The following is a 15,105-nucleotide window of genomic DNA, read 5'->3' as shown; positions in this document are numbered from 1 at the left end:
GTAAAACATGTTATTTTTATGTGTTTATGGCGATTTACGCAACAAGTTTTCGTAAATTTTAAGTAATTTCGTTAAATATTTTGATATTTTGCCGATTTTATGTATTAATTTTGGTTAAGATTACTATTTATTACGTGTTATTGCATGTTTATTTTAGGTAATGTACATAGGTTAGCTAAAAATATACTAATTACACGTCCAAATTATTAGGGCTTACTTAAGTGTGCCTTAAGCACTTATGATTTGCCTTTTTGATTAGTGATTAAATGATGGCAGTGTGCAAGCGTAAGTTTGCAGTTACCAGATGGAGGTAACAATGTTTAGACGTAGAAAAGAGTCACAATGATACGATACATCGTTAAACGATGCCTGAATTATGTTGTGATGCTGTTTGTGTCCGTATCCATGACGTATTTCTTGGCAAGTGCATTTATGGATCCGCGATCGAACTATATGTCTAGGCATCCGCATCCACCAATTCCTTCGATTAACCGTTCTTTGGATTTGGCAAATATTAACGACCAAACTCCAGTTATTACAAGGTATTTGCGTTGGATTACTGGCGTTCTTACTCGTTGGGATTGGGGATTAAGCCCAGAGCAAGCGCCTGTTGGCCCTGCGATTGCAGCGCGTATCGGCGCATCGGTGCAGCTGGTTACTTGCGCAACTGTTCTTGGCATTGTTTTGGGTGTTAGCGTTGGCGTTTATACTGCTATTCGCCAATATAAGTGGCAAGACAGGGTTCTTAACTCTATTGCTACGTTCTTGCTTGTTGTTCCAGCCGCCGTGTTTGGCTTGCTTATTGTTTTAGCTGCGATTAGCATTAACAACGCTGCTGGTTCTCGTTTATTCTTTGTTACTGGATTACATTCCTACCAAGGTTCTAATCCTATTGCTTTTATTCTTGACTTCTTGCAGCATTTGATTTTGCCAACAATTGTTATGACCGTTCCTGGCATGGTTGGCTATCATTTAACCCAGCGCACCTATTTGCTCGACACTATGAATGCTGATTACGTTCGTACTGCTCGCGCTAAGGGTTTGCCTCTAAATGTGGCTATTCGTCGCCACGCTTTGCGTACTTCTTTGATTCCTACGGCCGTAGACGTTGCCTTCTCGATTGCAGGCGTGTTTACGGGTGCTGTGATTACCGAAACCGTGTTTGCAATTAACGGTTTGGGTAGCTACTTCGTACAAACTATTTCTAATAACGACATTAATGGTTCTGTTGCTATTGCTGCGTTCGGAGCCGTGTGTACTTTGGCTGGAGCCTTGTTGGCAGATATCTTCTCCGCTTGGCTTGATCCTCGTATTCGTTTGAGCTAATTGCGCAACAGTGTAGGTGTATTGATATGAGTAAAAAAGATGTATCTTCAAAGACTCAAGAGTCTGCTGCCGATAAAAAGGCAACTGCTAATTCTTGGGGTAATTTTAAGCGCACAGGCAAAATAACGCTTTATACGCGTCGCTTCTTTAGGCGTCCATCCGCTGTTGTTGGCTTGGTCTTGCTTGTGTTTTTGATTCTTCTTGCGCTGTTTGGCTCTAAGATTAGCAAGTGGGGCTACGACGAGCCTGATTTTACGGCTCTTGCAACTCCTCCTAGCGCCGAGCATTGGCTAGGAACTACGCCTGGCGGATCAGACATGTATGCAATGGTTGTTCGCGGACTTGGTCGCTCGCTTTCTATTGGTATTGTAAGCTCCATTTCGATTACAATTATTGCTGCTTTGGTTGGTACTGCTATCTCGTACTTTGAAGGCTGGTTTGAGCAGGTTGGCATGTGGGTTCTAGACATGCTTTTGATTGTTCCATCCTTCTTGCTTATTGCTTTGATTGTTAGCTCCGCTACTGGCGGCAACGACTGGCTGTGGCTTGCCTTTGGTATGACTTCCTTTGGCTGGATTGGCTATGCTCGTACGCTTAGAACTTTGACTTTGAGCTTGCGTGAACGTGAATATGTGCGTGCCGCTAAGTTTGAAGGCGTTTCTTCGTTCCGCATTATTGTTCGCCACCTTGTTCCAAACCTTGGTTCCGTTTTGATTATTAACACGGTTCTTGGTGTTATCGGCGCAATCAACGGCGAAACCGCATTAAGCTTCTTGGGTCTTGGTATTAAGGCTCCAGATACTTCTTTGGGTACTCTTCTTAACGTTGGTCAAAGTAGCGTTATGACGTCTCCTTGGGTTCTTTTGGTTCCATCGGCTGTTTTGGTTATTTTGACTTTCTCCGTTCAGCTTATTGGAGATGGCTTGCGCGATGCGATTGATCCATATTCTAGGTCTGTTGGCAAGGCCGAGTAAGGCTTGTTGGAGGTGTAAACATGACTGATATGGGTAATAACGCAATTAAGGAAGATTCTGCAATGGAAAATCAGAACAACGAACCACTTCTTTCTGTACGCAACTTGCAAGTCAGCTTTGCTTCGGAAGCTGGTACAGTTCACGCTGTTCGCGATATGAACTTTGATTTGTACCGCGGCAAGACCATTGGTATTGTTGGCGAGTCTGGATCTGGTAAGTCTGTTACTTCTTTGGCTGTTATGGGCTTGCTAGATAAGAACGCTTCGGTTAAGGGTTCTGTTGTTTATAAGGGCGAAGAGCTTTTAACAAAGTCTGATGCCGAAATGAGCAAGATTCGCGGTAAGAACATTGCAATGGTGTTCCAGGATCCTCTTTCTGCTTTAACTCCAGTGTTTTCTATTGGAGATCAGCTTAAGGAAGCTTTGGTTATTCATAATCCAAATATGACCGAAGAGCAGATTCGCGATCGATCAATTGAGCTTCTTAATTTGGTAGGTATTACTAAGCCAGCCGAGCGTTTAAAGGCGTTCCCTCACGAGTTTTCTGGCGGCATGCGTCAGCGCGTTATGATTGCAATGGCAATTGCTAACAACCCAGATATTATTATCGCCGATGAGCCTACTACCGCTTTGGATGTTACGATTCAGGCTCAGGTTTTGGATGTTTTGAAGAAGGCTCAGAAAGAAACTGGCGCCGCAATGATCTTCATTACTCACGATTTGGGCGTTATTGCTGGCGTTGCCGACGAAGTTATTGTTATGTATGCGGGCCACTTGGTTGAGCATAACAGCGTTGAGGAGATTTTTGCTCACCCAACTCAGCCATATACAATCGGCTTGCTTGGTGCTGTTCCGCGCGTTGATCAAAAGCGCACTCGCCGCTTAACTCCAATCTCTAAGCCAACAATGGATATGTTGATTGCAGAAGAAAAGAGTGGAGATACCAGCGATATGATGGGCCTTGAGGCAGAAAGCGAAACTGTTCGCGCGATGCTTCATGCGGAAACCGAAAAAACGATTAAGCCAATGTTTGAAGGCGTTCCTCGCGAGGATCGCAAGGTTGTTTTGGATGTTAAGGGCTTAGTTAAAACATTCCCAATTACAGGTGGCGGTTTCTTGCGACGCAAGGTTGGCGAGGTTCGCGCTGTTGATGGCATTAATCTTGAGATTCGCGAAGGCGAAACTGTGGCTCTTGTTGGCGAGTCTGGTTCTGGTAAGTCAACTACTTTGATGGAAATCATGAGCTTAAAGAAGCCAGAAGCTGGCTCTATTACCGTCTTTGGCACCGAGCTTAACGATAAGTTGACTAACGAGCAGCGTCGCGAGCTTCGTTCTAAGATTCAGTACGTGTTCCAAGACCCTATGAGCTCTCTTGATCCTCGTATGCTTGTTTACGATATTTTGGCGGAGCCTCTTCATGTTCAAAAGAAGTCGAAGGAAGAGATTCGTCAGCGTATTGCGGAGCTTATGCAGCTTGTTGAGCTGAATCCAGACCAGGTTGATCGCTTCCCAACGCAGTTCTCTGGTGGCCAGCGTCAGCGTATTGCTATTGCTCGCGCTTTGGCTGTAAACCCTAAGCTGCTTCTTCTTGACGAGCCAGTTTCGGCTTTGGACGTTTCTATTCAGGCTGGAATTATCAACTTGCTTGAAGATTTGCAAGATAAGCTGGGCGTTGCCTACTTGTTTGTGGCTCACAACATGGCGGTTGTTCGTCATATTTCTAGCCGAATTGCTGTTATGTACCACGGACGCATTGTTGAATCTGGCGAAACGGATGAGGTGTTCGATAATCCTAAGCACCCGTACACTAAGGCTTTGATTAGCGCTGTGCCAATTCCAGATCCTGTTATTGAGAAGAATCGCAAGCGTATTATTCTTAACGAAGAAGATTCGTTTGATGATGTTGCAAGCATCTGATTCTAATCTTTTGTGAATACTCCTAAACTTTTGTTTAGGGCAATTTTGATCGCGTGTGTTATGCAAGACACACGCGATTTTTTGTTACAAGCACATAAATTCTAAAAAAGTAATATATTTTGTTTTTTAATCAAAATAAACTAAAAAATTTTCTGTTTTGCGGTTTTCTGTGTTTAATTTTCTTTTTTACGGATTAAATCTTAAGTAACAAAAGTTTAAATTCAGCATTTGTTAAAAAAGTCGTAACACAAAATGTCAAAAGATTAGATATACTCTACACACATACCAGAAAGTGGACATCATTTCTGGGGAATGAGAGGAATCATGAAAAAAACTAATGCAGGTAAATTAACTGTATTCGCCGCAGCTGCACTTTCTGTTGCAATGCTGCTCGGCGCTTGCGGTGGCACAACCGCTACTACAGCAGATAAGGCTAAGGGCGGAATGACCGAAGAGCCAGCCGCAGGTGTAGATACTTCATACACTGGCGATCTTCCAATGCCTAAGGTCGATAAGCGTTACGACAATCCACAGCCTCGTGACAATGTTAAGGATGGCGGTACTTACACGTTCTCGCTTTCCGACATGGGTCCAAACTGGAACTACGCTTCTAACGACGGTAACACCGCTTATATGGCCACTTTGTGGGGCTTCTACCAGCCATCGCTTCCTTATTACGATACCGTTAAGGGCGAGAAGGTTAAGTACAACCCTGATTACATTACTTCTGTTAAGAAGGTTAGCGACAAGCCACTCGTAGTTCAGTACGATTTGAACCCAAAGGCTAAGTGGAACGATGGCACAGACATCGATTACACTGCTTTCAAGGCCACTTGGGAAGTTATGAATGGCAAGAACGAAGCCTACTCCGTTCCATCTCACGAAGGCTACGATTGCATTGAGTCCGTTGAGCAGGGCGCAAATCCTAAGCAAGTAATCGTTAAGTACGATAAGCCATGCGCAACTTGGGAAATGCTTTTCGCTCCATTGGTTCATCCAAAGGCAACCGATCCAACCGTGTTCAACCAGGGTTGGGTAGGTAATCCTCATAACGAGTGGGGTGCAGGTCCATTCGAGATTCAGTCCGCAACCGAAGATCAGGTTGTTTTCGTGCGCAATCCAAAGTGGTGGGGCAAGAAGGCAAAGCTTGACAAGGTTGTTGTAAAGCGTATGGAAGATACCGCTGCAATGAACGCCTTCCAGAACGGCGAAATCGATTCCGTGGATTCCATCTCCACCAAGGATAAGATTAAGGCTGCTCGTAGCGTTAAGGGCGCTCAGCTCCGTTACGGCTACAGCACCAAGATTCGTGTTATTAACTTGAACGCAAAGGCTGGCGCATTTAAGGATAAGGCAGTGCGTAAGGCCGTTGCTCAGGCATTCGACGTTGCAACCTACAACAAGATTCAGTTCCAGGGCATGAACTGGAAGAGCGAGCAGCCAGGTTCGGAGCTTCTCTCCATGTTCCAGGCTGGCTACAAGAACAACCTTCCAGCTGATGGTAAGTTCAACGTAGAAAACGCTAAGAAGACTCTTGAGGCCGCTGGCTACAAGATGGGCAAAGACGGTTACTACGCTAAGAATGGTAAGACCGTTCAGTTCTCATTCACCTTCTTCGGCGATGACTCCACTCAGGCAGCTCTTGCTAACGCATTCCAGGCCATGATGAAGAAGGCTGGCATGAAGTGCAAGACTGTAAACAAGCCTGCTTCTAAGTTCTCTAAGACTGTAACCTCCTTCGACTTCCAGGTTCTTCCAATGGCTTGGGTTTCCCAATCTCCATTGAGCTTCTTGGCATCCGCTTCCCAGCTTTACGGTTCTAAGAGTGATTCCAACTTTACTGGCACTGGCAGCAAGAAGATTGATGCCCTGCTCGCCAAGATTGGCAAGATCTACGATTACAAGGAACAGACTGCATTGAGCAACAAGGCTGAGTCCATGGCTTTCGCCGAGTATGGTACGCTCCCAGTTTCTGCTCCTCCAACCTACCAGGCATACAAGAAGGGCTTTGCTAACGGCGGTCCTGCTGGATATGCTAACGTTTTCGTTGAAAACATCGGTTGGCAGAAGTGAGTAAATTTGTAGCGATGATTCGCGCAAGTTTACTAAGCTGATTGCTTAACTTATAGCATGTGGCGTGTGGTCTTTGGGCTGCACGCCACATGCTTTTGCGCGCGCTTTGATTGAGCTTGAAATCAACAGGATTTCAAGCTCCTTCAAAGCGTGATTTGGCTCAATTGTGAAGCACGGTGTGCTTCACATGCCAAATCAGCCGAACGGCTATGCCGTGAGGAATAAGCGCTCGCTACGAAACTCGCTCAACACAAAACAAGAGCTGTCGATTAAACTATAAATTTAAGATTAAGTCTCAAAAAATAAAGTCAAAAATAAGGGAGAATCTAGCGCATGTATGTAAATCCAAATAAACGCAAAGACGCAAGCAATGTGCGCTGGGTTTTGCAATATTGTAAGCCAGATATGTGGAGAGTAGGCGTATCGCTAGTTCTTTTTACTATAAACGACACAATGGCAATGACAATGCCTCTGCTTTCGGGCTTTATTGTAGACAAAGTCATTATTGGAAAACAGCATGATTTGCTTGCTTTTGTGTGCGTGCTAATGGTTGCAATGATGATTGTTCGCGTAGGCTCAAGGTATATCTACCAGCTTCTAATGGAAAAGTTTGGGCAGAATGCCGTGTATCGCCTTGTAAGCGACGAGTACGAAAAGCTGCATTCGCTTGACTTTACGTACTTTAATCACACGCGCACAGGCGACATTATGAGCCGCATGACTTCGGATACGGACGCGATTCGCCACATTTTAAGCTGGGTGTCTTATATGGCGCTGGATTGCTTAGTAATGTTTGTGTTTGCGCTAATTATAATGTTTTCAATCCAATGGCAGCTAGCTCTAGCGCTTATGGCAATTACGCCATTTTTGTTCTGGCTTGCAAGACTTATGGGCAAAAACGCTAGGCCGAAATTCCTTGCGATTCGCGAATCATTTGCGCGCATGAATTCAATGGTAGAAGAAAACATTGAAGGCAATCGCGTTGTAAAAGCTTTTGTTCGCGAACCTTTTGAAACAAAGAAATTCGACGATTGCAACGAAGACTACTTTAATCGCAATATTACGCTTGCAAAAAACACGCAAAAATACATGCCATGGCTGGACGGTATGGGCTTTGCGCTGGAGCTTGTAACAGTAGGATTTGGCGGATGGCTTGTGCTTAATGGAAGCATGACTTTAGGCGCGTTTGTAACGTTTAACAGTTTTCTTTGGATGCTCCACATGCCAGTAAGAATGGTTGGGTGGCTTATTAATGATTGGCAGCGATTCAACGCAGGATGCGTAAATATTCGTAAGCTTCTTACGCAAGAATCGCATATTGATTTGCCATCTACATCTGCGGAAAATCTTAAAGTTAAGGGGCGCGTAACTTTTGAACACGTTGATTTTGCGTTCCCAGACGATCTTGATTCCCCAATTTTAAGTGATATTGATTTAGATGTTCCAGCAGGCACAAAGCTTGGAATCTTAGGTGAAACGGGGTCTGGAAAGTCAACGCTTGTAAGTCTTATAGCGCGTTTTTATGACACTACGCGCGGCCGCGTTTTGATTGATGGAAAAGACGTGCGCGAATGGCCTCTAGAAACTGTTAGAAATCAAGTTAGCATAGTCGCGCAAGAAACATTCCTGTTTTCCGATACAATTGCAGGAAATATTAGCTTTGGATTGCCTCAAAACGAGGAAAATTGCAAAGAATTAGATGGCACGATTAGGCGCATGGCAAGAATCGCAGATGCAGACGATTTTATTATGAGCATGCCAGAAGGCTACGAAACTGTTGTAGGAGAACGAGGAGTTGGCCTTTCGGGCGGTCAAAAGCAGCGCTTAAGTCTTGCTCGCGCGCTAGCAAATAATCCCGCAGTCTTAATTATGGACGATACAACTTCTGCAGTAGACATGGAAACTGAGGAGCATATTCAAAAAGAGCTAAAAAAGTTAGACGGCTTGCGAACAGTAATCACAATTGCGCACAGAATCTCATCTGTTAAAGACGCAGACATGATTGTTGTACTAGATCACGGCAAAATCGTAGAGCGCGGAACGCATGAGCAGCTTGTTGCGTCGCATGGAAGATATTGGGAAATCTACAAAAAGCAGCTTGGTATGCAAACGGGCAAAGCTTTGGGATTTGAAGATTCGCACGAGGCTAAGGGGGAGTAGAATGGCGCAACGCAACACTTATAAAGAAGACGAAGGCCAAGAAGAGCACGTAAATCTGCACGAGTTGATGCGCGTTCGCAAATATATAAAGCCGTACGCATGGCAGCTAGTCAAAATAGTTTTAGTTGTTATTAGCGGAAGCTGCATTATGACAGTAACTCCAATGATTACAAAAACACTTATAGACGTAGTTTTGCCTAATAAAAACGTCTCTTATTTGTATGCGCTTATTGCATTGTTTGGCGTACTTATTGTGCTGTACGAGCTTGGGTTAGCCTACAGAACGCTTGCAATTACGCGACTTGGTCAAATGGTAATTAAAGATATGCGCCGCGATATTTTTACGCATGTGCAATCGTTATCGTTTGACTACTTCGATTCGCGCCCACACGGCAAGATTTTGATTCGCATAGTAAACTACATTAATACGCTTTCCGACACGCTTTCTTCTGGTTTAATCAACGTGTTTTCCGATGTTTTTGTGCTAATCATTACGCTAATCGCAATGTTTGCTATGGATTGGCGAATGGCGTTGTGGAGTCTTGTATTATTCCCAGTTTTTATAATCTGGACTCGCACTTTGCAAATTTTGCAACGAAAAGCGTCTAAAAAACTATCAAATAAGCAAAGCAATCTTAACGCATATTTGCACGAATCAATTGCAGGCGTAAAAACCACTCAGACTTTTGCGCGAGAATCGGAGCAATATGCCACATTCCAAGAGCAGCAGTCGGGAGTTAGAAAAGCGTGGATGCAAAACGTTAGAGTGCAAATGCTGCTTTGGCCTGGAGCTTCTATTATTGAAAGCGCAGCAATCGCGCTTCTCTACTATGTTGGCATAACAAACGCGAGCAGTATGAACATAAGCACGGGTACGCTTATAGCATTTGTGTGGTATTCAAGCACTTTCTGGGAGCCAGTTGTAAACATTGGTAACTTCTACACGCAACTTGTAACATGCTCAGTGTATTTGGAGCGTATTTTTGAAACTCTAAGCATTAAGCCAAATATTGTAGATAAGCCAGATGCAAAAGAATTGCCGAAAATTAAAGGCAAGGTTGACGTAAACGACGTTGTTTTTCGCTACGAAGAGGGCGGAAAGCCGATTTTGAATTTAGTTGACTTGCACGTTGAGCCTGGAACTACGGTTGCTCTTGTAGGCCCTACTGGGGCTGGCAAAACAACGCTTGTAAGTCTGCTTTCTAGATTCTACGATGTTTCCGAAGGCTCAATCACAATTGATGGCTACGATGTGCGTTCAATAACGTTAGCATCTTTGCGAAAGCAAATGGGCGTTATGCTTCAAGACAGCTTTATATTTAGCGGAACTGTTAAAGAAAACATTCGATATGGCAATCTGGACGCAACAGACGAGGAGATTGAGGCTGCAGCTCGGGTGGTTCACGCGCACGAGTTTATTGAAGAATTGCCAAATGGCTACAATACTAAGATTGAAGAGCGAGGAGCTACTCTTTCTGCAGGCCAAAGGCAGCTTATATCGTTTGCGCGCGTGCTTTTGGCAGATCCGCGAATTTTAATCCTAGACGAAGCAACAAGCAATATAGATACTCGTACGGAAGAGGCGTTGCAGGCTGGATTGGCTCAATTGCTTAAAAATCGCACTTCTTTTGTGATTGCACACAGGCTTTCTACAATCGAGAATGCGGATTTGATTTGCGTGATTGACCATGGGCAAATCGTGGAGCGCGGAAGCCATGAGCAACTTATGGCGCAAAAAGGTGCGTATTACAGACTTGTGGAATCGCAGTATGCTGCGATTAGTGCTGCGATTGGTTAAGCGCCAAAGTCACATTGTAAGTCGCGTTAAATATGCGACTACACTTGTAAATCATGAGTAAGCATCATCGCGAACACAATTGGGCGCCTTCTTTAACAGAGCAGTCCCAAGTATGGCAGAATCTAATTAAAGAAGGCATAACAATCGCAGACGACCACACGCATATGCTAAGCGTAGTGGATTTTGCAAAAAACCTTAATCAAGAATTAGCGCAAAAAGGTCGAGATTTAATAGCCGAACCTAATGCAAGCGATTTAGTAAATAGCGCAAAAGCATCAGGCGTTTCTAAAATGATTGAAGTTGGATGCGAATACCCAGATTGGCAGCCCACAATAGACTTTGCAGCAGATCACGCGGATTGCGTACGTGCTGCAATAGCTATTCACCCAAACGAAGCGCCTCTACACGGCCATAGGGGAGCAGAAGGGCCAGACGGCTTGCCAGTAGTTTATAAGCCGTATCACGATATTCCATTTGACGAAGCGATGCAACACTTGCGCTCGCTAGTTGTAGATAACGCAGAAGAAGTAGTGGCGATTGGCGAGACGGGATTAGACTATTTTCGTACGGGCGAACGCGCAAGAATTTACCAACGCGACTCATTCCGCGCGCATATAGCGCTTGCAAAAGAGCTTAATTTGCCGCTTCAAATTCACGATAGAGATGCGCATAGCGATGTTGTAGAAATTTTGCTAAAAGACGGAGCGCCAGAGCGAACAGTTTTCCACAGCTATTCTGGCGGAAAAGACTTAGCTCAAGTGTTAAAAGAAAACGGATGGTACGCAAGTTTTTCTGGAACGATTAGCTATAAGGGAAATGAGGATTTGCGCGAATCGGCCAGAATTATAGGCAAAGAGCACATAACTGTAGAAACAGATGCGCCGTACCTTACGCCGATGCCTTACCGCGGGCGGCCTAACGCGCCGTATATGGTGCCTTACACTCTTGAATCGTTAGCAACCGCGCTTGACTGTTCTTTGCAAGAAGTAGCAAAGTCAACCTTAAAAACAACGCAAGAAGTCTATGGGTTTTAAGAAGTCTATGGTTTTTAAAAAGTCTATGGTTTTTAACATTTAGGCATTAATCGCGCTTAAATCAGCCCTTATTTTTCAAGGATTCTGAGTCAATTTTGCGCTATATATCTGTTGTTGTATACAATATTTAGGTATAAATAAATAAAACTGTAAGCAGTAAGACCGTATGCGACTTCTTATTATGGCAGATTATGCAAGAAGCGGTTTTACTTTTTGGAGGAAAAATCAAGCATGACTAAGTCACGCGTTTCAGCGTTATCTGGCGATAATGCTAAAGATTTTCGCAACGTGGCAAAGGAATCTGAGAAAGCCGCTAAGGGCATAACAAACCCTAAAGAGGCGATTCTAAAGGCCGCTTCTTTTACAAAGGCACCAAAGGTTTCTCAGAAAACCACCACTCGCGAAGAACGAGAGGCGTTGGCGTATCAGCAGGCAAAAGAGGTTAAAGAAGCCGAAAAGCTTGCGGATAGTGCGGTTAGAGGTCCACTTGGAAGATTGTGGGCAAAGATACAAACCAGCTCCGATAAATTCACTTTAGGAATGTCAATAGTGGCATTGGGCGTTGTTTATGGAGATATTGGAACATCTCCTTTATACACCGCTCAAACATTCTTGGCTGGCCAAGGTGGGTTGCAAAACATTAGTCGCGAAGCAGTTTACGGAATGCTTTCCCTTGTGTTTTGGTCAATTACGCTAATCACAACTGTAAAATACGTGTTTGTGGCAATGAGCACAGACAACAAGGGCGAAGGCGGAATTTTTGCGCTCTACTCGCTTATTAGGCGAAAAGGCGCATGGCTTGCGATTCCAGCAATGATTGGTGGTGCGGCGTTCCTTGCGGATTCTGTTTTAACTCCAGCAGTTTCAATATCTTCCGCAGTAGAAGGCTTGCGCACAATATCTGCGTTTAGGCCTATCTTCTTAGAAAACGACAATCTTTCTTTAATGATCACAGTAATTATTATTGTGATTCTGTTTTCTGTTCAACAGCGCGGAACTGAAAGAATTGGAAAAGTTTTCGGCATAGTCGTTATGATTTGGTTCGGATTCCTAGCGCTTGTTGGAATCATGAATATTGGCGAAAATCTGGCGATTTTTGAGGCTTTGAACCCAATTTACGGCCTAAAGTTCTTGTTTAGTTCGCACAATATGCAAGGAATGGCCTTAATGGGCATTATCTTCCTTTCTACAACTGGTGCGGAAGCCTTGTACTCCGATATGGGTCACGTTGGGCGCGGAAACGTTTATGTTACTTGGCCGTTTATTAAAGTGGCGCTTATTCTAAACTACTTTGGCCAAGGCAGCTGGATGCTTCAGCATCAAAACAATAAAGCATTGTGGTCTATAGAAGGCTTAAACCCGTTCTTCCAGATGCTAAGCCCGAATTTACGTTACGTTGCCGTTGTCCTTTCTGTAACAGCTGGCATTATTGCATCTCAGGCTTTGATTACTGGTGCTTTTACTATGGTTTCGGAAGCTACCAGCCTTAACTGGATGCCTCATCTTCAGGTGCGATACCCTGCGCGAACTCGCGGTCAGCTTTATATTCCTGTTGTTAATTTTGTGCTTTGCCTTGCCACGCTTACAGTTTTGGCTGTGTTTAAGGATTCTGAGCATATATCTGGAGCGTACGGTCTTGCTCTTACGCTTACCATGATTGCCACAACAATACTTCTTACGGTTCACATGTGGTATCAAAATAAGAAGCTTGGCGCTTTAGTATTTGCTGTAGTGTTCCTGATTATTGAGATTTTGTTCTTTATAGCTTCTATGGCAAAGTTTATGCACGGCGGCTGGTTTACCATGCTTCTTGGTGCTTCGATTTTGATTATTATGCTCACTTGGAAAGATGGCACTAAGATTGAGCGCTCGCAGCGATTGCACATGAAGCCTAAGGACTTTTTGCCTGTTCTAGATAAGTTACACAGCGATTTTAGAATCCCTTATTTTGCAGACAATATTGTGTATTTGACTTCCGATAAGGAGATGAAGCGTCTAGATACTGGTATTTTCTTCTCGATTTTTGCGGATCATCCTAAGCGCGCTCGTGCGTGGTGGGCTGTTTCTGTAGAAACTGATGACGCTCCGTTTACTCGCGAATATTGCGTGGAGAATTTTGGCACGGACTATTTGTTCCGCGTTAAAATCAAGCTTGGATTTAAGGTTTCTCCTTCGATTCCTGCGTATTTGCATCAGATTATGCACGATTTGTCGCATACGGGCGAGCTACCGCAGCAGCAGTCTGTGTACCCTAAGGTAGATGCGGATCCAGATATTGGCCCAATTCGTTACGTTCTTTTGCACAAGGCGTTAATGCCTGAGTCGAATATTTCTTTGCGTGGCGCGTTATCACTAAAGATGAAGTATGCGATTCGTCATATTGCTGGAACGCCAGTTAAGTGGTTTGGTTTAGCTCCGTACAATCCGATTGTAGAAGTTCAGCCATTGTTTGTTTCTACTCGTAGGCCTCCGCGATTAAAGCGAGAAGAGGTTGCTGCTTCTAGAGCTGTTCAGTCTTTGCAGGGCAATGATGTTGCAGCGCAAGCTGCTGTTGACGCCGAGCAAACTACGATTATGAACGCTAGAGATATTGCTGCGGCAAATGTTTCTGGAGAAGGTAAGTCTGAGAAGTCTGGAAGCAAGCCCGAAAATAAAGAGACTAAGGAATCTAAGATATCTAATACTGGCAAAATCGCTAGAATAGATACTGGTCAGATTAAAGCAGTTAAAAAATAATTAAAACCCGAATTATTGCTTTATTGCTTTATTGCTAATCGGCCGTTTGTGTTGGCTTGCGTATGCGCTTATGTTTGCTTGTGCGCTTGCTTTCAATAAACGGCCGTTTTGCAATTGAGTGGGTTTAAGGAGTGCGATTATTATGCTTGCAAATATTCCTGATTTTAATACGATTGAAAAGCTGCATCGCGCTGCCTCGCCTAGCAAAGACGCTTATAATCTTATTCATTGCCATTGTGTTGTTATTGCTACGATTTCTTGGATGCTTGCGCGGCGTCAAAATCAGTTGTTGGCTTTTAAGCAGCTTAATTTGAGTGGGGATTTTGGGGATTTTGAGAATCTTGCGGATTTTGCGGATAAGTCGCAAGCTGCTGTTGAGCAAATTATGCTTCGTCAAATGTCTAAAATCAATGAAGATTTAAAGAACAGGTGTGATTTAGCAAAGTCTTGTCTTAAAGAATTGATTGGCATAAATCCGCTAGAGCTTCCTAAAGTTAGCGGTGGAATTGCGCCAAGCGATTATGTAGATGAGTATGCGGCGTTTGCTGGCGGATTGTTGCACGATATTGGAACGTATTTTGTTTTAGCTAAAGACGGTTCAAAAGCAGCGAATGGAAAGTTGGAGTTTGACGGGCCGAATTACATTTTGCATGGTTTGCGTGGCTACAACTATTTGATTGAGCATGGTTTTAGCGAGGATGCTGCTCAGTTTGCACGCAATCATACTGGCGTTGGGTTGACTAGTGAGCAAGTTGTTGCGCAAAATCTGCCGCTTCCTGCTGGCGATTATATTCCGCGTACAGTTGAGCAAGAAATTGTGATGGTTGCAGATAAGTACAACAGTAAGTCGATTCCGCCGCGATTTTTAACGGTAGATACTTATAAGCGTAAGGCTGCGCGCTTTGGCGAAGAGAATGCAAAACGTTGGATGTGCTTGGTTAATAAATACGGTAGACCGAGTGTTTGCAAGCTTGCAGATCTTTTTGGACTTAAGGTTGATTAGTTGCTGTGTTTTCAACACGCCGATGTTTTGGCTTTGTTTCAATGGTTTTGGCTTGTTGGTGTGGGGGTGATTTGCTTTTGAGTCT

The 15,105-nt window shown here is 44.0% G+C and carries 9 protein-coding genes; all 9 read left to right on the top strand.

The window, feature by feature from the left end; genetic code table 11:
* Window positions 1–342 precede the first annotated feature (342 nt).
* The 9 genes from ACZ0NX_RS05495 (at window position 343) to ACZ0NX_RS05455 (ending at window position 15,020) form a co-directional block, all read left to right on the top strand.
* Window positions 343–1,326, top strand: coding sequence for an ABC transporter permease (locus ACZ0NX_RS05495; protein ID WP_032815600.1), 984 nt, complete (start codon window positions 343–345; stop codon window positions 1,324–1,326).
* 26 nt (window positions 1,327–1,352) lie between these two features.
* A complete protein-coding gene (locus tag ACZ0NX_RS05490) occupies window positions 1,353–2,300 on the top strand; it encodes an ABC transporter permease (protein WP_060787252.1) in 948 nt (315 codons plus the stop codon).
* A gap of 20 nt (window positions 2,301–2,320) precedes the next feature.
* Entirely contained in the window at window positions 2,321–4,216 is a 1,896-nt protein-coding gene (locus ACZ0NX_RS05485) for an ABC transporter ATP-binding protein (protein WP_464405999.1), read from the top strand.
* 324 nt (window positions 4,217–4,540) lie between these two features.
* Window positions 4,541–6,289 (top strand): ABC transporter family substrate-binding protein, encoded by a 1,749-nt coding sequence (locus ACZ0NX_RS05480; RefSeq protein WP_464405997.1) that lies wholly within the window; start codon window positions 4,541–4,543, stop codon window positions 6,287–6,289.
* A gap of 333 nt (window positions 6,290–6,622) precedes the next feature.
* Window positions 6,623–8,449 carry an ABC transporter ATP-binding protein gene (locus ACZ0NX_RS05475; RefSeq protein WP_464405995.1) on the top strand — a complete coding sequence of 609 codons (1,827 nt, stop codon included), beginning with the start codon at window positions 6,623–6,625 and terminating at the stop codon, window positions 8,447–8,449.
* Between the two features lies 1 nt (window position 8,450).
* Entirely contained in the window at window positions 8,451–10,247 is a 1,797-nt protein-coding gene (locus ACZ0NX_RS05470; RefSeq protein ID WP_464405993.1) for an ABC transporter ATP-binding protein, read from the top strand.
* 53 nt (window positions 10,248–10,300) lie between these two features.
* Entirely contained in the window at window positions 10,301–11,281 is a 981-nt protein-coding gene (locus ACZ0NX_RS05465) for a TatD family hydrolase (RefSeq protein WP_464405991.1), read from the top strand.
* A 231-nt stretch (window positions 11,282–11,512) separates the two neighbouring features.
* Window positions 11,513–14,017, top strand: a complete 2,505-nt coding sequence (locus ACZ0NX_RS05460) for a KUP/HAK/KT family potassium transporter (protein ID WP_464405990.1) — start codon at window positions 11,513–11,515, stop codon at window positions 14,015–14,017.
* 142 nt (window positions 14,018–14,159) lie between these two features.
* On the top strand, window positions 14,160–15,020 hold the full coding sequence (locus ACZ0NX_RS05455; RefSeq protein WP_464405988.1) for an HD domain-containing protein: 861 nt from the start codon (window positions 14,160–14,162) through the stop codon (window positions 15,018–15,020).
* Window positions 15,021–15,105: the final 85 nt, after the last annotated feature.

It is taken from the genome of Gardnerella rara (genome assembly GCF_055452355.1).
This window is presented reverse-complemented; position numbering and strand designations above follow the sequence as displayed.